General features: G+C 46.0%; 15 protein-coding genes. 5 read left to right on the forward strand and 10 right to left on the reverse strand.

Annotated features, from left to right (window positions below; genetic code table 11):
• Positions 1-33: 33 nt before the first annotated feature.
• The 4 genes from D0A34_17715 to D0A34_17730 form a co-directional block, all read right to left on the reverse strand.
• A complete protein-coding gene (locus D0A34_17715) occupies positions 34-1,128 on the reverse strand; it encodes a homoserine kinase (GenBank protein UNU20469.1) in 1,095 nt (364 codons plus the stop codon).
• A gap of 90 nt (positions 1,129-1,218) precedes the next feature.
• Positions 1,219-1,713 (reverse strand): tetratricopeptide repeat protein, encoded by a 495-nt coding sequence (locus D0A34_17720; GenBank protein UNU20470.1) that lies wholly within the window; start codon positions 1,711-1,713, stop codon positions 1,219-1,221.
• 3 nt (positions 1,714-1,716) lie between these two features.
• The gene (locus tag D0A34_17725) at positions 1,717-2,283 is read right to left on the reverse strand and encodes a Uma2 family endonuclease (protein ID UNU20471.1); all 567 of its coding nucleotides are present in this window, start codon (positions 2,281-2,283) and stop codon (positions 1,717-1,719) included.
• A 222-nt stretch (positions 2,284-2,505) separates the two neighbouring features.
• Entirely contained in the window at positions 2,506-3,741 is a 1,236-nt protein-coding gene (locus tag D0A34_17730) for a VWA domain-containing protein (GenBank protein ID UNU20472.1), read from the reverse strand.
• Positions 3,742-3,813: 72 nt separating this feature from the next.
• On the opposite strand from D0A34_17730, the gene D0A34_17735 reads away from it, so the two are divergent.
• The 3 genes from D0A34_17735 (at position 3,814) to D0A34_17745 (ending at position 6,004) form a co-directional block, all read left to right on the forward strand.
• The gene (locus tag D0A34_17735; GenBank protein UNU20473.1) at positions 3,814-4,473 is read left to right on the forward strand and encodes an ATP-dependent Clp protease proteolytic subunit; all 660 of its coding nucleotides are present in this window, start codon (positions 3,814-3,816) and stop codon (positions 4,471-4,473) included.
• A 180-nt stretch (positions 4,474-4,653) separates the two neighbouring features.
• Positions 4,654-5,247, forward strand: a complete 594-nt coding sequence (locus D0A34_17740) for an ATP-dependent Clp protease proteolytic subunit (GenBank protein UNU20474.1) — start codon at positions 4,654-4,656, stop codon at positions 5,245-5,247.
• 130 nt (positions 5,248-5,377) lie between these two features.
• Positions 5,378-6,004: a molecular chaperone DnaJ gene (locus tag D0A34_17745; protein ID UNU20475.1), complete on the forward strand. Its 627-nt coding sequence runs from the start codon at positions 5,378-5,380 to the stop codon at positions 6,002-6,004.
• Here the strand turns inward: D0A34_17745 and D0A34_17750 are convergent.
• Together D0A34_17750 and D0A34_17755 are read right to left on the reverse strand one after the other, a co-directional pair.
• Positions 5,998-6,927, reverse strand: a complete 930-nt coding sequence (locus tag D0A34_17750; GenBank protein UNU20476.1) for a serine/threonine protein kinase — start codon at positions 6,925-6,927, stop codon at positions 5,998-6,000. The two genes, D0A34_17745 and D0A34_17750, sit on opposite strands and share 7 nt — an antisense overlap.
• A gap of 461 nt (positions 6,928-7,388) precedes the next feature.
• Positions 7,389-8,120: a hypothetical protein gene (locus tag D0A34_17755; GenBank protein ID UNU20477.1), complete on the reverse strand. Its 732-nt coding sequence runs from the start codon at positions 8,118-8,120 to the stop codon at positions 7,389-7,391.
• Positions 8,121-8,594: 474 nt separating this feature from the next.
• Between D0A34_17755 and D0A34_17760 the strand changes: the two genes are divergently transcribed.
• The gene (locus D0A34_17760; protein ID UNU20478.1) at positions 8,595-8,849 is read left to right on the forward strand and encodes a hypothetical protein; all 255 of its coding nucleotides are present in this window, start codon (positions 8,595-8,597) and stop codon (positions 8,847-8,849) included.
• Between the two features lie 3 nt (positions 8,850-8,852).
• Here D0A34_17760 and D0A34_17765 read toward each other — a convergent pair whose 3' ends face one another.
• Positions 8,853-9,746 (reverse strand): hypothetical protein, encoded by an 894-nt coding sequence (locus tag D0A34_17765; protein ID UNU20479.1) that lies wholly within the window; start codon positions 9,744-9,746, stop codon positions 8,853-8,855.
• A gap of 89 nt (positions 9,747-9,835) precedes the next feature.
• Between D0A34_17765 and D0A34_17770 the strand changes: the two genes are divergently transcribed.
• Positions 9,836-10,627, forward strand: a complete 792-nt coding sequence (locus D0A34_17770) for a 2-phosphosulfolactate phosphatase family protein (protein UNU20480.1) — start codon at positions 9,836-9,838, stop codon at positions 10,625-10,627.
• Positions 10,628-10,760: 133 nt separating this feature from the next.
• On the opposite strand, the gene D0A34_17775 is transcribed toward D0A34_17770, so the two are convergent.
• The 3 genes from D0A34_17775 to D0A34_17785 all read right to left on the reverse strand — a co-directional run bounded on the left by D0A34_17775 (position 10,761) and on the right by D0A34_17785 (position 19,430).
• On the reverse strand, positions 10,761-12,161 hold the full coding sequence (locus D0A34_17775; protein UNU22351.1) for a hypothetical protein: 1,401 nt from the start codon (positions 12,159-12,161) through the stop codon (positions 10,761-10,763).
• Positions 12,162-12,535: 374 nt separating this feature from the next.
• Positions 12,536-17,731, reverse strand: a complete 5,196-nt coding sequence (locus D0A34_17780) for a PAS domain S-box protein (GenBank protein ID UNU20481.1) — start codon at positions 17,729-17,731, stop codon at positions 12,536-12,538.
• Between the two features lie 406 nt (positions 17,732-18,137).
• A complete protein-coding gene (locus D0A34_17785; protein UNU20482.1) occupies positions 18,138-19,430 on the reverse strand; it encodes a response regulator in 1,293 nt (430 codons plus the stop codon).
• Between the last annotated feature and the right edge of the window lie 61 nt (positions 19,431-19,491).

Here is a 19,491-nt window from a genome sequence, read left to right on the forward strand (position 1 = left end):
TATGTAGATGTTGTGTGTCTAAGAGTGGAATAACTAAAGGGAGACTTGCGCGCCTTGAGTATCGAGGCCGATCGCCCTTACATCTGCCTTTACCCCAAATTCCATCCAAGCAGCCGCCATTTCCCTCACAACCGCATCAGCATTAGTAGCATCCGTTAAAGCCAAAAGCGTCGGCCCGGCACCGCTAATTACCATTCCACAGGCCCCTGCATTCAGGGCAGCTTGTTGCACAGTTTCATATCCCCGAATCAGAGATTGGCGGTAAGGTTGGTGAATTTTGTCTTGGAGGGCGCAGCGCAGCCAATTTTCATTGCCCGCTTCCAAAGCCCGCACTAGCAAACCGAGGTGTGCAGCATTAAAAATCGCGTCAGCCTTACTGTAATCTGCTGGCAAAACTTGGCGCGCTTCGGCTGTAGACAGTTCAAAATCGGGGATGGCTACCACGGTCACAATATTTGGATGCCAGGGAATGTCGCAAATTTCCCAGGAACCCCCCCCTTGCCCCCCCTTGCTAAGGGGGGGTGATGGTAGAATTTCCGCATCTAAGGGTGATTGTTCTCTTGGCCCCGCTTCGGTAAGGGGGAGTTCTTCTCTTAGCCCCGCTTCGGTAAGGGGGAGTTGTTCTCTTAGCCCCCCCTTAGTAAGGGGGGGTTGGGGGGGTGGATTGCTAGCAGCGAGGCGACAACCTCCAAGTAAAGCGGGGACAACGTTGTCGGGATGTCCTTCAAGTTCGATCGCCAATTGCATCACTTCCACTTGACTCAAAGGCGCACCGGCTAACTCATTTGCACCGACTAACCCACCGACAATAGCTGTGGCGGAACTCCCCAAACCTCTAGCCAGCGGAACTTGCATATCTATATGTATCGCTACAGGGGGCGGCGATTGGTTGAGGCGATGGTATAACTTGACAAAGGCTAGATAAGCGAGATTGCTATCGTCTGTCTTGACTTTGGCGGCTTCTTGGCCTGTAACAGTAATTTTTAGTTTCTCGGTTGCTGAAGGTTCGAGTCGGGAGAATTGGAAGCGGTTGTAGAGGCTTAAAGCGGCGCCGATGCAGTCGAAGCCGGGGCCTAAATTGGCTGTTGTAGCGGGTACAGTAACGGTGACGGTGGAAGTTTCGGGCATTTTTTGAATGGTGGATTTGGAATGTTTAACCGCAGATGAATGCGGATGAACGCAGATCGAAGGATATTATACTATGTTTTCAAAAGCACTCTATTTTTGCAGAATTTGAAGATGCTGTATGGCATCTTGATAATCGTTGGTATTGCCGTCTTTTTGATAAAGTTCCGCTGCTTTTTGATAATCGGCGATCGCCCCCGGTTCGTCTTCTAAGAACTCGCGGACTCTGGCGCGGTTGTAGTAGGCGTCGCCGTAGTTGGGGTTGATTTCAATTGCGCGATCAAAATCTGCTTTAGCTGCTGGATAGTCTTTGAGATTGCGGCCGTGGATGATGCCGCGTTTGTTGTAGGCTTTGGCGTAGTTGGGGTTGAGGCGAATAGCTTCGGTGTAATCGGCGATCGCCCCTTGAATATCTCCCGCCTCTGATTTAGCTAAAGCACTATTAAATAAGTCTTCAGCAGGATTTTGAACAATCGTTTTTTGAACTATTAATATTGCTGAGGATTTAGCAGAGACAGCAATGGATATATTACCAAAGATAGTAAATATTACTAGAGTAGCGATTAAATTGTAAAATGATGATTTCATAAGTTAGGCAAAAATTTGAGCGACAGAACAACTAAAACCGGGCAACAAAGGCGAAGTTAGTTCATCATTGCTCAACAGCGTAGCAATGAGCCTTAAACTTGCTTGTTCCCTGCGATAAACTTCTATTTGCTGCAATTGCCAATTCACAACCCAGTATTCCTGCACTCCTCGCACCGAATAGAGTCTGAGTTTCAAATCTCGATCGCGTCTATGATTGTCTGCACCGGGGGACAATACTTCAACAATTAACTCGGGTGCGGCGGTTAAATGACCGGCTTCGTCTAGCAAGATAGCCAAGCGTTCAGTGCTCGCCCAAACGAGATCAGGAATAACATTGTCCGCATCACTGAAAATAATGCCTGGATTGATGGCGGCTCGTCCCAAACCACTCGCTCGCGACCAGGTTTTTAACTCTAAGTAGATGTTACCACAAGCTTCTTGATGCCCCCAATGCGGTGCTCTAGTCATAAATAGCTCCCCATCAATAATTTCATAACGATCGCCGTTATCGGGCAATAGTTCTAAATCGGCGGTAGTCCAGCGTACTTTATCAGATATTGTCTGGTTCATACAAGCACTCTTGATAGGTGATAGAAACATTCTAAACGATCGAGCTTCTACATGATCCACGGCTTGAAACAATCGGCATCCCCTAACTTTCGCTTTTTGTAGGCGAGACTCATAATATTGAAACCCGCCTGGGTGCGGGTTTCGTTTTTGTAGAGGCGATTTGGCATCGCCGAATTGTCCAATCGCCCAATTTAAAATTATTTAAAATTTCAAATCGCCCGATTACTTCAAAATAGTTTTAGAAGCAATCCGAGTTTTCTTGCGATCGGCTTCACTCAATTGTTCGCCAGACTGCAAGCGAGTAGCAGAGGTTTGCAGCACAGTTGCGGCACTTTTATCGCCCATTTGCAAAGCAGTTTTAGCAGCAGTTTGCAGCATCGTAGCCGCACCGGCGCGATCGCCCTGTTGCAATCTAGTTTCTGCGAGTTGAGTTTGGCGGTATTTAGCCAAAGCTAAAATGTGCTGCTGTACCATCGGGTTAATTGCCGGCTGATAAACTTTCAGGACATTAGTGGAAATTGCAACGGGATCGGACAGCAAACTTTGACCGACACTCGGATCGTCGTAGCGAATTTGCAATTGCCCGATCGCCTGTGTACCTTCGGGCAACTGTCCAATATAAATATTAGCCAAAACTACTCGCTCTATATCCTTCATTAAATCTCCCAGGCGCACCATAAAACGATCGCCCTCTTGCTGTACCGGTAATTCGATCGTATCCGGGGCAACTTGGGCGATCGGTTTGAGTTCGGCTAACCGCACTTTTGGCATCAGGGAAAATAGCAAATAAGCATTAGTCAAACCTACACCTTGGACGCGGCTAAACAGTTTACCAAACTCGTCAACCGCATCTTCAGGACGCTGAATGTGAGCCAGAGCACCGCCGCCGGCATCAGCAATCTTTTCCAAAATATCTTGATTCCAGTTATCGCCAAATCCCAAAGAATTTAAAGTCATGTTGTAGTCTGCAGCCAGTTTCGCCAACTTCAAACAGCGGCCGTCGTCGCCGTGTTCGTTTTCGCCGTCAGTCAGCAGAAACGCCTGAGATATAGCTTCTTTTTTGCCTTTGCCCAACTCTTCAATACCTAACTTAATGCCCTCATCAATTGCTGTGCCACCGGCCGAGCGCAATTGCTCAATTTGCCGTTTAATGCTACTGGGGTCTCCCACAATTTGATTGGGGACGAGGACTTTGGCTTTATGATCGAAAGCCACCGCGCAAAAGCGATCCCCGGGCTTCAACCTGTCTAGCAAACGTCCTGCGGCTTGTTTGACGGTTTCCAAGGGGCGTCCGCCCATCGAGCCGCTGTGGTCGAGAATCAGACACAGGTTTAAGGGTACGCTGGAGTCGATCGAGCTTGCCATCGCAGACACTGAAATCGCTAGCTGGCGCTGGGTCGAGGGCGCGGCAGCGTCAAGGTTAGGGTCGTTTAAAACCGGGAGCAAACTAACTTTCATGCGGGATACCTAAAGATTGCGTTACTATTTCTTTAAGAATAGCTCCATCAGTTCAGGCAACATTTCGGTTATATGAACACACCAATTAAAGCTGTGCAATCGCCATACTACGGGGAAGGGAACTCTCGGACGCCACCTCCCGATTTGCCATCCCTGTTGCTGAAGGAGCGGATCGTTTATCTGGGGATGCCTCTAGTGCCTGCGGTAACAGAACTGATTATCGCTGAACTGTTGTTCTTGCAGTACGAAGACCCGGATAAGCCAATCAAAATCTACATCAACTCGACCGGCACTTCTGGTTACAGTGGCGAACCCGTCGGCTTTGAAACGGAAGCCTTCGCTATCTGCGACACGATCAGATACATTAAGCCGCCCGTGCACACTATTTGCCTCGGTTCGGCAATGGGGATGTCTGCGATGCTTTTAGCGGCTGGTACAAAAGGCTTTCGGGCGAGTTTGCCCCACGCTTCTATTGTGTTGCACCAACCCAAGGCGTACACGCGGGGTCAAGCAAGCGACATTCAAATTCGGGCTAAGGAAGTGCTGGCAAATAAAGCAACGATGCTTGAGATTTTTGCAAGCTGTACTGGCCAACCGATCGAAAAGATTACTAAAGATATGGATCGGTTGCTGTACCTGACGCCCCAGGAAGCTAAAGAATACGGTTTGATCGATCGCGTTCTTGAAAGTTCGGAAGAATTGCCGAAACCGCTGCCGGCTGGAGTCATCTAACGGGGCTGTGAAAGAAAGTTTTGAATTTTAAGTTTTGAATTTTAAGTTAAAGAGTTCAAAATTCTCGCACCAGCGTTGAGAAGGACGAAATAACCTCAAAATTCAAAACCCGAAATTCAAGACCCGAAATTTCCAACTCAAAACTACTCGTCAATTACCAACTAAACGGAGTTCCGAATTATGCCTATAGGTGTGCCAAAAGTTCCCTACAAAATGCCGGGTGGTTATGATACTCAGTGGATTAATATCTACGATCGCCTCTACCGGGAACGGATTATTTTCTTGGGCAGGGACGTTGACGATGAAATTGCCAATCAAATCATCGCTGTGATGCTCTATCTCGATTCGGAAGATTCAGGTAAGGATATTATTTTGTACATCAATTCCCCAGGCGGGATGGTGTCGGCAGGCATGGCTATTTTTGATACCATGCAGCACATTAAATCGGACGTGGTGACGATTTGTGTGGGCTTGGCTGCTTCTATGGGTTCTTTCCTGTTAGCTGCCGGTGCGAAGGGGAAACGGTTAGCTTTGCCTCACTCGCGAATCATGATTCACCAGCCTTCTGGGGGGACGCGGGGACAAGCAACGGATATTCAGATTGAGGCGAAAGAGATTCTGCGGCTGCGCCACGAACTCAATAATATCTATGCTAAGAATACTGGCAAGCCGATCGAGAAAATCGAGAAGGACATGGATCGCGACTATTTCATGTCCGCTCAGGAAGCCAAGGAATACGGCTTGATTGACAGAGTGATCGAAGATCGTCCGTAAGTTATTTTTGCGCTTCAGTAGTGCGGGCAACCCTCGCACTACAACCTAGTTCGCAGTAAATTTTGGCAGAATCTTTACATTTAAGGATTCTGCCATATTTAATGGTATTATCAACGCTCATTCATGCTAGATGGATATTGCAGATTATTACCGACAGTTAGGACTGAGGTCTGGTGCGAGTTTATCGCAAGTTAAGGCCTCTTATCGGCAGTTAGCCAGACAGTATCACCCCGATGTGAATCCGGGAAACGAACAGGCTAAGAATAAGTTTATTGCTATTACTGAGGCTTATAAGTTCTTGGTGAATGTTGCCCCCCACCATGTTGCGGACTCGAAAGTTGCCAATTCAACTGTGTCGCCTACTTGGACATCGGTGGATCAGGGGGTGAAAGCTCAACCGCAGGCAGTTAAAGTGGCTCGAAAAGAAGCTGCGGTTCAATCTAATGCGGATCTGTCGGCGGTGGAGCAAAAGTTAAAGCAAGATGCTTATTTTGAGTTGCAGCAGTTGCTGAAATATCAGAGGTTCCCACGGGCGATCGCCTTGATTGAGGGTTTGGCCCAGCGGGTTCCCGAAGATTTGGAGGTGCGTCAGTGGCAGGCGATCGCCTATCAGCGCTGGGGACGGCATTTGATCGGAGAAAACCAGGTTGATAAGGCGAGAATTTATTTGAAAAAGGCTGTGAAAACTGACCCTCACAATCGGGCTTTGTGGGCAGAAGTTGAGCGGGATTTTCGCCGGCTGGAACAGATTTATTGAAGCGATGTTGCGTCCCCCTTTTGCAGGGGGTCTCCGTCGGGAATTTTTAATTTTTCTAAAATAACTTGGGTATTTTCAGGTCGGTTTTCCGGTAGCGGTTCGATCAATTCGTCGATCAAGTCTAGGAGTAACGGGTCAATATCTACAGCCTGGTTCCTCCAATTAATTTTACCAGTTTTTTCATTAACGGGAAAGTGTATCGGCTCTATGCCTGTTAATAAATGTACAAAAGTACGCCCCAGGGCAAAAAAGTCGGATCGCACGCCAGCTTTACCTAGAATTTGTTCCGGTGGGCAGTATCCAGCAGAACCTATGGGTGTGGTATTTATCTCTACTTCTGTGGCGGCGCCGAAGTCAATTAATCTCAATTTCCCATGGGCTTCAACCATCAGGTTGGATGGCTTAATATCCCGATGCACTACATGATATTTGTGGATGTCCTGCAAAATATGAAGCATTTGTTGCAGCCAATCAAGAGCGAGCTTTTGAGAAACGGACTGTTTTTTACTTAAGAATTCTGCCAAGTTTTCTCCGGTAATTTTTTCCATTATTAAACAAGACAATTTCTGGAAATTATGGGGGAGTTTAATTTGGAAATAACCGTCAGGTTCGACTTGCGGAACAGAACCCTTTCCGGCCAGCCAAATCAAAACTCGCGCTTCTTGCTTGAACAAGCGAACTAAATCGTAATTGTGGGTCTGTTTCAAGACTTTTAAAATTTTGACAGTTCCCCATTCGTTTTCCCCGGTTCCCAAATCTTCGACTTCAAAGATGTCTGTGGGGCGTGCGGGATTGGGCGATCGCACTGGTTTAAGGATACGATAGCGATCGGCAATTAACAAATCCGTGCCGCAAGCTTGACAATTTTGAGCAGCAGCAGGATTTTCGCGTTGTTCGCATTGAGGATTGATGCAGTAAATCATCTGTCTTGATACGTCCAGGACTGACGGATTTAACGAATTGAATCAATTATTAGCATAAAACCCAGCAGTTCTGACCTTACTACTGGGTTTATATTTACCGCCCATTTGGGCACGCTATCACATTTAAGTCAAGGATTTAAGATTAATAGCATCCCGCTCTACCGATTGAGCTACCCCCCTGCGTTTGGTAGAGGGGGCTGGATATGAGCCAGCAACCTCGATGATGTGATTTTCCTGACATTCGTTTTAGCGATCGGCGGTGAATGCTGAGTTTAGAGTAATAGCTTGCTGTTAAATTTGTACGCAATGCTGCCTCTGCCAATTGGGCTACCCCCCTATTTTGGGTAGGAGGGACAGGAGTCGAACCTGCACTATCACATTTGTACGGTTTAAGTTGAAGTTTTAGATTGAACTTGTACTCTGTTTAGATATTAAACCATAACTATCCAAAAAGCAAGCAATTAGCGGAAAATAAATTGAAAAATTCGCTCTCCCACTCTCTGTTCCTCAACTTCAGAATTGTTAGCTTCTTCGCGGGCGAACATAACAGCTTGCTGCAATATTTCCACCCTTTGTAGCAACTCATTGATCCGCCGTGCTGGTAAAGCTCCAGAAAACTTGACAGTCCGCCAATAGCCGATCGTAATATCTTCGTAATAAATATCGACTTGAGCCGGATGGTGTTCGGTAGCTTCAGCTTTAACGTGATTGCGCGGAGTTTTAAATGTCTTAAGAGTTTGCACAGGTTCTGTTGCCCAGCAGTGGGCCGAAGCATCGAAGTTCCAAGTCTCGGAAGCATCTAAGACTGGAAGTTTTTTGATAAATGCTTGCAAATCTGCTAACTGCTTTTCAAGGAATAGCAAATAGCTGACGGGAACTTGACTCAAAAGCACGTTTCCGTCTACAGTTACGTCCGCCCTGGCGCTACAATTTGTCCAATCTTTGGTTGCGGTTACGTCGAAGAGTTTGGTCAACACTTCAGTCGTTTTGCGGATAATCTCTTCTGCTTTGACTTCAACTTTTTTGGACTCTGGCGGTAGTTGTTCGCCTTCTTCGTCTTTGGGACGGTAAGTGCGGGAGATTCCAGAAAGCACAGCGGGCTTCTGGAGCGCTTTTTGAGCTTCTGCCAGTTCTTGAACCGAGCGGCTTTTGATGCCTTTTTCGATCGCAATAATCTGATTTAAGCGTGCCATTGTTCGATTTTATTGACGCTGAACTCACATCAAGTCCGGTTGATTTTGATAATCAAATTGTTTGTCCTGTGGCTTTTAGGGCTTTGAGGACTTCAGTCCTCAGTACAAACCTCACGATCGTTCTTTAACCAGACTTGTTCAGTTTGTAGTATTACATAATTCAATATAGATTACAAATTTTTTTTGTAGGCGCGGTGCCAAGAGCACCCGCCACTACCCGTGCCAAGCAATTTATCTCTCAAAAAATCGGCAAAATCTCTAGCGTCGCTGCCAAAGTGTAGCAAATATAACTCTTTGTCAGCGCTCCAACTACCTCTTGAGATAGATGCGGAAATCCCTCCCAAGGCGCGTTGTCATATGGGGAAATATTTCTTAACATATAGATAACAAAGGGAATCCGAGGAGACACCAAAAATCCTTAAGCCCTTGGGGTGCCCCGGTTAATCAGACTTTTCGCAAACAAGGGCTAAATCAATGAACAAGCAGCAAAACTCCCAAGTTTCAGCATTTTTGCCCATGCTCCAAAAAGGCATTTGGCTGTTTGGGATTCTCTCTTGGATATTCGGGCTGACAGATAGAACTATTGCACTATTATCTGACGGATATTTGTCGGCGATCGATATTGTCCAGCTATTTACAGCATCCTTTTTCTTCATTAGCTGGCTGTTTTTAAGCCCGTTTCTGGGTCTTAACTCCCAGAGTCAGCCGAAGGAAGAAGCATCTCCCTAGTTTTTAATTTGTAATGTTAGTTTCTCGATCGCTATGAGTTTCTTCTGGGGCAAAGCGGGCCGGCCAAATGCGATCGCAAAAAAACAAAGTTCCCGCCGTCACGCACAGCGGAATCGCCAACAGATTCAACAGGGGAATGCTCACCAAACCCAAACAAACCACACCAAAACTCCCGCTGGCCGGCAAACTCGCCCAAATTATCTCCAACTTCTCCTGAAAAGGTCGCCTGCGCCTCTCCAAAGGTGCATCTAAAAAGTCCAAACAGACAATAGTCGCGCCCAAAGCTACGCCACCCAAACTGCTAAGAATAGAGCCGACACCAGGGAGAAAATTTAGCAGCAGCAGCGGTATACCGACGCTCAACAAAATTTGTAGTTTTCGCAGTTCAAAGGCGATCGCCCTTTGAATATCCCCAAAACTACTCGCCAAATTCATTGGTGCTTCTGCGGGCAATTGACCGTTCCGCAGCAGTTCCAATTGTTCGGAAAGTTGGCCGTACCAGGGTGAACCTAAAATTACGCCAAACTGCACTAACAAAAATCCAATTATCAGCAAAAGTCCTGACACTAGGAGTACGCGCAGCAGCCAGCCGAAAGCGACTGTTAACACCCCAAGAAAGCTCAGCCAAGCTGGAAAACTAGCAATTAGAGCATTAAATCGGACGGACAAATCGGCAACTAAAACGTCTATCCCTGCCAAACTGGGAAATAGCAAGCTTAAATAAAGACCAATACCAATTATAAAATTTAGCACCACGGGAACTAATACATAAGTCCACAGCTTGGGAGTTTGCAAAATCAGCGTGAAAGCTCGCAAAGGATAGGTGAAACCTGCCAGGAGTCCAATTGGTGCGGTAATGGCGGCGTGGGCGGGGTTTGAATTTAGCTGTTTTGACATATTTTCTGCTTTTGAGGACTCGACTCTATTTTCTATTATCCACTTTCCATTATTATTGCTGATGAGGATTTATCGCAGGTAGCCCAAAAGTGAAGCTTTTTATTTACCATACCCCGGAACTTACGCCAGCCGACAAAATGCCGGCTTGCGCGATCGCAGTTGATGTGCTGCGGGCGACTACGACAATGGCAACGGCCCTGAATAATGGGGCGGAAGCTGTCCAAGTTTTCAGCGACTTAGATAAGCTAATGGCCGAGAGCGAAAAATGGCCTGCAGATAAGCGGATTCGCGCCGGAGAGCGCGGCGGCGGCAAAGTTGAGGGATTTGACATGGGGAATTCCCCCTTCGACTGCACGCCAGAAAAGGTGACTGGGAAGCGAATTTTTATCAGCACAACTAACGGTACTCGGGCTCTGGAGCGAGTGCAAGCTGCTGCAACTGTGTTAACGGCGGCTTTGATTAACCGCAAATCTGTGGTGCAGTTTTTGTTAAATAAACAGCCGGAAACTATTTGGATTGTGGGTTCTGGTTGGGAAGGGAGTTATTCGTTGGAAGATACGGTTTGTGCTGGTGCGATCGCCCAAAGTCTGCTAGCAGAAAGCGGTATTCCTGCGAGCGATTTTGCTGGTAACGATGAAGTATTTGGGGCTATTGCTCTTTACCTGCACTGGCAAGATCGGTTGCATGAATTGTTGGAAAGAGCCAGTCACGGCCAGCGCCTCCTCGGTTTAGGGGTAATTGAAGATTTAAAATATTGCGCGCAAACGGATACTTTAGATGTGCTGCCGGTGCAGCGAGAACCGGGAGTTTTGGTTAAGTCGGATTTTAAAATTCCTCAAGCTAATTTCTGGGCTCAATCTTCGGAAAAAACGGCGAATTAAATTTTTCGGCGAGTGCAGTATTAGTAAGGTGCGCCTAGGCGCACCCTACGGAAATTAGTAGTTACCGAACAAGATTTTTTTAAAAGAAAGTAGTATTAAAGATACTGGGCAGGAACACAAAATTGTTTTGTTCCTAGTGGATTGCAGGCAATTGAGAATTGCTGTATTCACCGCCGAAGCGCTGAATTAAACACTCGGCAATTCTGGCTGCTGCACCGGGTTCTCCCATGCGGCGCAAGCCATTTTCAGCGATTAGCTGTAACCTGTCGGGGTCGCGGAGCAAAGACTGCACGGCGCCGGCAACTTCGGCGGGATGTTTGACTAAAATTAATGACGGGCCTAACAGGCGACTTTGATCTTCTGCAAAAGCTGGAGTAAATTGTGGGCCGTTTCCGGGAATGGCGATCGCGGGTTTTCCTAAACCTACAAATTGTTCTGTAGCCGTTCCTGCCATTGCTATTGCTAAATCTGCTTCGTACAAACAATCGTTAAAACTTTGCTGAGTCAAAATCATGGTGGCGTTTCTCTGCACAAATGTCAGCGGCAATAGCAAATTAGGAGATTCTTTCTGAATTTCTTGAGCGCTAGAAACAGGAGGTCGCAAAATACTTCCTTCTCGCCGCTGCGTTCTAATTTCGCCGTCTTGTCGCCAGCCGAAAAATTCTAAACTAGGTCGCAAAGCTTCTAAATTTAACTGAGGAGAAATGGCTCCAAAAAATAACAATTTGCGATCGGCAAACAGCGACAAAATTCCGGCTACAGCCTCTATTATTACCAGCCAATTAGCATAAGCTTCCGGCGCTCTAGAACCGGGGAGTAAGGTGATGACGAGCGATCGCGACCTTTCCCGAAACTCTGCGTCAGGGCCGTAAAAACCGGCTGGGTTTTCCGGTTGGAGTCCGTCCATCATCGGGTTTCCGAGATTGTAAGCGGGAATTCCCAGCTTTTGTAAAGTCTCGGCGGTTAGCGCGTCCCTGGCAAAAACGGCCCGACAGCGCGATCGAGTCATCAACCAGCGCTCCCAAGGCAAATAAACCGAGCGCGGGCAACCCCACCAACCCAAGACTCGGGATTTGCGAGCCAGAGGCCCGTTCTCGTCCCGCAAATAATACTCGGACTTAGCAGTACCGACAAAGGCATAGGGCGCGCCGCTGAGCCAAGCAAACAGCAGCGGTACAATATCCCCGCAGGCTAAAATAACGCCGTCTTGATTCCCAGACTGTTGTTGGGTCCGCACCCAAGCGCGGATGGCTTTAAACTGAGCGATGGTTAACTGAAGCAGGCCGCCTTTAACATCGCGCAAAAATTCCCTCCCGTCCATGTAAATAAAGCCGCCCGAAGGCATCCGCTGCACGGGGCCGATGATGCGGGCGTTTTCTAGTTGAGCGAAAGCTTGCCCTTCACCCACTAGCGGAAACACGGCTAATTCTGGCGGATGCGGGTGCTGTTGCAGTTCCTGCAAGATGCGAAGGGCGATCGCGTCTTCTCCGTGGCCGTTACTGAGGCAAAGTAATTTCAATCCCAACTCTCTCAAAAACTCTATTATCAAAAAATCGCCTGAAAACCCTGCGACTTCAGTCTAGGGATGAAAGGCAACTTTACACTTTAGTTTACCAGAAAAATCTTGTTTGAAATAGTACAAAACACGGTAATGGGGAGCCACAGGAGGCGCTGCTCACAATCTATACTGTGCCCAAAGATATCTGGCATTTAACAGCAATTGCTCGGACTCGGGGAGACAACTTCTGAAGCGGCAAAATAACTTGTTTAATGTTGGGAGTTACGGCCACATACACTGACAATTGCGCGATCGACAATTGCCAGATATCCCGCTAAATAACGCGGCGGTAAGTTGCTGCACATCTAAATTATCTGTATGCAGCCAAGCTCTCAACCATCAGAGGGCTACTATTTTCCCTCGATATATTGCTTTAAAGTATTCCGAATTTGTTTGAGCTGAAATCCCTTAGCAAGTTGGCGCAGCTTCAAGATAAACGGCCCTAAACTAGGTTCTAAACTCTCCAGCTTAGCACTCTCATCAAAAATTTCTTCAATGTCGCCCATAGCTGCGAGTTTCAAAAGTTTTGCTATTGACTCAGAAGCCGCAGGTAACAGAGAAGAATAAGCAGGAAAATCCGAGGCGGGTGACAAACTGGGAGTTTTGCGCTTTTTGTTTTCCGAAGATTCCCCATAAATCCATTCTAGTCCCAAATGCACGCGCAACTGTTCCAAAAAGTGATTTGCTTCGATCGGTTTGGGAAGAAAATCATCGTACCCTGCGAGGATGCTATCTTGCTGCGTAGCCTCGAAAACGCTAGCTGACATAGCGATTAACACGACATCTTTTACTGCCGGCAACTGCCGCAGTTTTCTTGCAGTTTCTAAACCATCCATTACAGGCATCCGCAAGTCCATTAAAATCACATCCGGTTGAAATTCAACTGTTTTGCAAAGGCATTCTTGCCCGTTTTGGGCTTCTGCAACCTCAAATCCCAAACGCAGCAGCAGCCTGCACAACAAATCGCGATCCAGTTGATGGTCATCCACGATTAGCACTTTCCGCTTGTTGCCGATAAAACCGACAAGCCAGCGTTTTTCCTGCAAAGGAGACACCTCCAAGTACCGTTTAGCTGCTGGCAATTCTAAATCTACCCAAAAAGTGCTGCCTTTTCCCAAAGTGCTGTGGACGTGAATTTCGGTACCCATTAGTTTCGCTAACTTCTGGCTAATCGAGAGTCCGAGACCTGTACCTTCAACAAACGTATTGCCTCCTACTTGGTGGAAAGGCAAAAATATTTCTTCTAACTTGCTTCGCGCTATTCCTGTGCCGGTATCCTCGACTTGAAAGCGGATTTTTAAAGCGTGTTTGGCTGCGATCGCATTGTGGGCGAAGCGCATATAATTTTCTTTCAGTTCCGAACTCAAAGTCGAGAACTCATAATTTTCTCCTTGCCCTCGACTCCAGGCCCCTGTGCCGACATAGCCGACTTTGAAAGTCACACCGCCACTGTTAGTAAATTTAACTGCATTGCTGAGTAAATTTATGAGAATTTGGCGCAATCTTTTTGGATCGACACGAACGCAGCTAGGCAGGGGAGAGACTTGTTCGTAATTAAATAAAATTTCTTTTTGAGAGGCCCGCATCTGAAAGAGATCAGCAATGTTTTTTATGAAATTTATAAAATTTAACTCTTCTGGGTAGAGTTCCATTTTTCTAGCTTCAATTTTGGAAAGATCTAAAACATCGTCGATTAACATCAGCAGGTGTTGACCGCACTGTTGAATATTGCTGAGACTTTCTTGGTGATCTGAGCTTAAGTCTTTGTCGGTTTTGAGGATTTGAGCGTAACCTAAAACGCCGTTTAAAGGCGTGCGTAGTTCGTGGCTCATGTTGGCAAGAAATTCGCTTTTGGCGCGGTTGGCGCTTTCTGCGGCTAATGCAGCTTGTTGGAGGGCCGATTCTGCAAGTTTGCGCTCGGCAATTTCGGTTTGTGCTTGTTGAAATAGCGTGGATTGCTGGATCGCGATCGCCAATTGCACGCACAATTGCCGGAGGGATTCTATTTCTGACGAATCCCAGGAACGGGGGCCACTGCAATCGTGGGCGATCAGGAGTCCCCAGAGCTGATTTTCCGCCGTCGGTTGGACTTGGGAAATGCTTTCTCGTGCTTGTAAAATCGGCACTATTAAGTTAGCTTTAACTTCAAATTGTTCGAGGAAGTTAATGTGACATTCGCTCAGATTTTCCGCGTAAATATCTGCTATAGCACGAATATTTCCTTGCTGGTAAATATCAACAAACTTATCTCTAAAACACGTATCCCAATTGTCAAAATTTTGCAACGAAGTTATATCTTTTGCTACGGATTCGACAACTACAAGACCGCTCCAGTCGGGATTAAAGCGGTAAATAACTGTGCGGTCTGTTTGCAAAAATTGCCGCACTTCTTCGACAGCAGTTGTCAGGACTTCTTCTAAATTTAGGGAGGAGCGAATGCGATCGAGCATGGCAACTACTAGCCGTTCTCGCCTTAATTGCTGCTGCAGGGTCATCTCCGCTTGTTTGCGTTCGGTGATGTCGGTAATTACTCCCACTAACCCGATTAAATGACCAGTTTCATCTTTAATGCCGTCGGCGCGAAATAAAGTTGTTACCAGTTTGTTGTTTTTAGTGTTGATTTTGAGTTCGCCTTGCCAAGAGTTGCCTTTACGGAGCGTTTTAAACATTTCTAGCAGCACATTACTTTGGGGGTAAATTGCTGTTAATCCGCCTGCTGTGTTTAGTTCTTCTGCTGTGTAGCCGTACTGTTGAACAAAGGCTTGATTGTGGTAGAGCGATCGCCCTGTCAAGTCAGCAATGCCGATCGCATCGCTGGTGCTTTCCACCGCTTGAGTAACTCGCAGCAAATCTAATTCTGCTTGTTTGCGATCGCTAATATCAGTAATAGTGCCGATATAGCCTTTAATCTCCTGCTTGTCTCCGATTTCTGCAATTGCCTGACCTATCACCCAAATTACCCGACCGTCGGGACGCTGAAAGCGGTATTCTGATTTAAAAGGAATTTTCTCAATAATTGCTCGATGCCATTCATTTTTTACCCGCTCCGTATCATCGGGATGTATGGCATTCATCCAGCCAATCTCTGCTGCTAATTCTGCGTTTAATCCCGTAATTTCGCTCCACCGTTTATTCACATAAAGGCAATTTCCCAAGGTGTCGGTATGGAATATGCAAACTGGCGATGCTTCTGCTAAAGTTTGGTAGCGTCGCTGGCTCGACCGCAGGGCTGATTCTACCTGTTTTCTATTAGTTATATCGCGAACTATAGAAATAATTTCGCCACCTACAAGCATTGTCAGCGACAATTCTTGAGGGAACTTAGTACCGTCCCGGCGCTGACCGATCGCTTCTATATTGCAGTACCCTTTTTGCAGGAGCATCGGCATTATTTGTAGTTCAAAAAATAAATTTTCTGCTTTGCTGTAGAGCATTTTCCATTTCTTCCCATACAGTTCGCTAGGGCTAGCCAAGCCGTACATTTTGAGATAAGCGTCGTTGGAATAAATACATTCTTTATTATTATTAAAAATGGCGATTCCGTCAGAAGCAGCCGCCATTGCTACTGCTTGTCGCTGGAGTTGGGACTCTGCTTGTTTGCGAGAGGTAATGTCGTGACCGACTGAGTAGATTAAACCTTCTTCACTAAATGGCGATGACGTCCACAGGAAGCATTTGTAAGAACCATCTTTGCAGAGGTAGCGGTTTTCAAAGGAGATACTGGACGTACCCGCGATTAGTTTTGCTCCTTCGGCTGCGGTAGCTTTGCGATCGTCTGGATGAACAAATTCCATCATTGGCTTGGCCAACAATTCACTAATACTGTAGCCTAAAGCTGTTGACCAAGCTGGGTTTAAACGTTTAAAACGACCGTCAAAATCTACAATGCAAAGCAAGTCTAAGGAGATGGTAAAAAAACGATCGCGCTCTGTTTGTGCCTGCTTTAATTCAGTAATATCCATCACTAAACCGTCCCAGAGAATATCGCCTTCGCTGCCAGATTTGCTCTCCTTAGTGAGCCTTTCTGGTCTCGCAGCTCCTTGCAGCCACTTAACTTTTCCAGATGGTAAAGTCTGCCGCCACTGCTGCTGCCAAGGTTCCAGCGTAGTGGCTGAAATTGCGATCGATGCTTTTAAATCTAAGAGATCGTCTGGGTGAATTCCATTGGAAATCAGTTCAGCATTTTGCTCTATTGCTTCTGCCTCTAATTCGTAGAGTGGGTGGCTGCCTGAAGAGATGTAGGGGAAAGACATTTTTCCAGTTGCTGACATTCGTAATTGATAAATTATTCCCGGCAGGTTAGCTACCAATTTTTGAAAGCGAGCTTCGCTTTGTTGCAGGGCTTTTTGTTGCTGTCTGTATTCGGTAAAATCTCTAATTGTACCCACTATTACTTTACTGCCGTCTGCTATTTGGAAGACGCTTTTTTTTGTAGAAATTATGTGTTCTCTCCCCCGAGAGTCTGTGAATTTTTCTTCGGTCTCCAAGCAGACACCCGTTGTCAATACTTCTTCATTTTTGGTCCCAAAAACAGCAGCTTCTGATTGAGAAAAAAAGTCATAATCTGATTTGCCGATCAGTTCTTGCCGCGATTTGCCGACCAACTGACAAAAAGCATCATTTAATATCATCCAGCGGTGTTGCTCGTCTTTGACAAAAATTGGGTCTGGGGTAGCATTTATGGTGTGGTTTAAAAATTCTTCTGACGCTTTCACTTTGGCTTCGTAGCGGTAGCGATCGCTCACGTCCAACACTACTTCGATTATCCGGTCGATAGACCCGTCCAGGCGACGGATGCAGCGCAGGGAAACTCGCGTATAAACTATTTCGCCGTTTTTTCTGAGCCACCTTTTGTCTAAGATGTAACCGTCGAGCCTACCTGCTAACATCTGAGAAAAATTTTCACAATTAGCCTCCCAATCCTCTGGATGACTCAACTCTAACCAATTCTTTTGCACGAGTTCGTAGCGCTCATAGCCCAGCAAATGGCACAGGGCCTCGTTAACTTCTATCCAGTGGCAATTTAGAGGAAGTTCGCTGTCAATAATTGGAGCGATGATGGCAATGCCGATCAGGGAATTTTCCACCACCGAGCGATATTTTTCTTCACTTTTTCGCAAAGCCTCTTGACTGTTCTGGCGTTCTATGGCGTACCGGAGCGATCGAATTAACAGTTCGCTGTCGATTTTTCTTTTTACCAAGTAATCCTGTACGCCAGCCGAAATCAACCGCAGGGCAAGTTCTTCGTCGTTTTGGGCGGTCAGAACTACGATCGGCACATTTACCCCGTATTCTTGTACCCGAGCCACCGTCTCGATTCCCAGACTATCTGGCAGTGAAAGGTCTAATAAAATTATGTCAAAAGTTTCTTGATTCAATCGCTGCTGCGCTTCGCTGAGGCGCTCTACTTTCGTCAGCACTATACTCTGCGCGCCGCCAATTTCTGACAGCAAATCTTCAATCAGCTCAGCTTCTTGAGGGTTGTCTTCTACTAACAGAACTTTAAAGCAGATAGGAGGCAAAGCTAAGTTAAAAATTGCTTTCATAATATTTATTAATCAAGAAAATGTTAAACTCACTTGAATTTTACCTTTTATTTTCAGGGCAGTCATTCAATTGCACGTACACATACATCGACCGTAAAATTGCGGGGTGAGCAAGCGCTACAAAAAAGGTGTTAAATAATTAAAATTATATCACGCACTAACTAGACTGTCAACGCAAAATAAGTTTTCTTATAAGTTGCCATTTATACCAGTTAAAAAACCATGCAAGTGTTGTCAAGCTCCCAACCCCGATAGTCACAGTCCTTGTCAATTATTCCCTTCTTTTTTTACATATAAAATGGTATTAAATTCTCGATTGTCCTTTCGAGTTTCTGACTTAAAATATATAAATTAATTGATTTTTCGTACCTTAGAGCTTATACCTTTTGACGAAAAAATCTCTCAATTAAGCGAGAGTAAAGTAAAACGTACAACCTTGCTCCGGCTCCGATTCCACCCAGATACATCCGCCGTGAAGTTCCACAATCTTTTGACAAATTGCTAAACCAATACCTGTCCCCGAATATTCTCTTTGAGTATGCAAGCGCTGGAAAATTTGAAAGATACGTTTTTGATGCTGGGGAGCAATCCCAATTCCATTATCTGAGACAGAAATTAACCAGTTTTCCTCCTGTTTGCAAGCGGTAATATGAACCACAGGCGGTGCGTCGTGGCGATATTTAATCGCATTGCTGACTAAATTTTGAAAGAGCTGTACGAGTTGAGAAATATCCCCCATTACCGCTGGTAATTCGCTGTAAGTGACAACGGCTTGATTCTCGCGTATCGCCCCTTGCAGGTTCGCGAGTGCTTGCTCGACTGCATGATTGCAATCTGTCAGTTCAAAAGGTTTCCGACTCCGACCAACGCGCGAATATTCGAGTAAATCGTCAATTAAAGTTTGCATTCTGGTGCAGCCCTGAACGATATTGCCGATAAACTTAGTACCTTGGGTGTCGAGTTGGTCTTTGTAGCGTTTTTCTAAAAGTTGAGCGTAACTGGCAATAGTTGCTAAAGGCGCTTGCAAGTCGTGAGAAGCCACATAAGCAAATTGTTCTAGTTCCGCATTTGAACGCGCCAATTCTTGGTTAGATTTTAATAGAGCAGATTCGGCGCGCTGGCGGTGCGATATCTCTTGTTGGAGTACCAAATTTTGCTCTTGCAGAGCTTTTTCAACGGCGCGACGGGTGCTGATTTCTTGTTGCAAAATTTGATTTTTCTCCTGAAGAGTCTTTTCGACTGCTAAGCGGCTCGTGATTTCTTCTTGCAGCAACATATTTTGTTCTTTTAGCTGCTTTTGTAAATTCCGCAGGCTGAGGTGACTTTCAATGCGGGCGAGCACTTCTTCAAACTGAAATGGCTTGCTGATATAGTCAACTGCTCCCACAGCAAATGCGTTTACTTTGTCGAAAACTTCATCTTTAGCGCTGATAAAAATTACCGGAATTTCGCGAGTTTTCGGCTCTAATTTCAAGTGCTGACAAACTTCGTAACCGTTCATTTCCGGCATCATTATGTCGAGCAAAATTAAATCGGGTGGATTAGAATTGCAGGCTCTCAAAGCCATTTTTCCGTTAATCACGCAGCGGGGGGTGTACCCCCTCTGAGTCAACATCGTAGACAACAGACGCAGGTTTTCTGCTGTATCGTCTACTACTAAAATGTTTCCTAACGGCGTCCCTGGTTGGTGATTGTTCATTGATTATTTTCCTGTTTTCACAAAAGGTGTTTGCAGCTATTTTATTTAGGTCTTACGGAAA

This window comes from Microcoleus vaginatus PCC 9802, assembly GCA_022701275.1.
Taxonomy (GTDB): domain Bacteria; phylum Cyanobacteriota; class Cyanobacteriia; order Cyanobacteriales; family Microcoleaceae; genus Microcoleus; species Microcoleus vaginatus_A.

Coding starts and splice junctions, on each gene's coding strand:
- D0A34_17765 (UNU20479.1), bottom strand. CDS start 9,746: ATGTCAAAACAGCTAAATTCAAACCCCGCCCACGCCGCCATTACCGCA.
- D0A34_17715 (UNU20469.1), bottom strand. CDS start 1,128: ATGCCCGAAACTTCCACCGTCACCGTTACTGTACCCGCTACAACAGCC.
- D0A34_17760 (UNU20478.1), top strand. CDS start 8,595: ATGAACAAGCAGCAAAACTCCCAAGTTTCAGCATTTTTGCCCATGCTC.
- D0A34_17785 (UNU20482.1), bottom strand. CDS start 19,430: ATGAACAATCACCAACCAGGGACGCCGTTAGGAAACATTTTAGTAGTA.
- D0A34_17780 (UNU20481.1), bottom strand. CDS start 17,731: ATGAAAGCAATTTTTAACTTAGCTTTGCCTCCTATCTGCTTTAAAGTT.
- D0A34_17725 (UNU20471.1), bottom strand. CDS start 2,283: ATGAACCAGACAATATCTGATAAAGTACGCTGGACTACCGCCGATTTA.
- D0A34_17730 (UNU20472.1), bottom strand. CDS start 3,741: ATGAAAGTTAGTTTGCTCCCGGTTTTAAACGACCCTAACCTTGACGCT.
- D0A34_17735 (UNU20473.1), top strand. CDS start 3,814: ATGAACACACCAATTAAAGCTGTGCAATCGCCATACTACGGGGAAGGG.
- D0A34_17740 (UNU20474.1), top strand. CDS start 4,654: ATGCCTATAGGTGTGCCAAAAGTTCCCTACAAAATGCCGGGTGGTTAT.
- D0A34_17720 (UNU20470.1), bottom strand. CDS start 1,713: ATGAAATCATCATTTTACAATTTAATCGCTACTCTAGTAATATTTACT.
- D0A34_17755 (UNU20477.1), bottom strand. CDS start 8,120: ATGGCACGCTTAAATCAGATTATTGCGATCGAAAAAGGCATCAAAAGC.
- D0A34_17750 (UNU20476.1), bottom strand. CDS start 6,927: ATGATTTACTGCATCAATCCTCAATGCGAACAACGCGAAAATCCTGCT.
- D0A34_17745 (UNU20475.1), top strand. CDS start 5,378: ATGGATATTGCAGATTATTACCGACAGTTAGGACTGAGGTCTGGTGCG.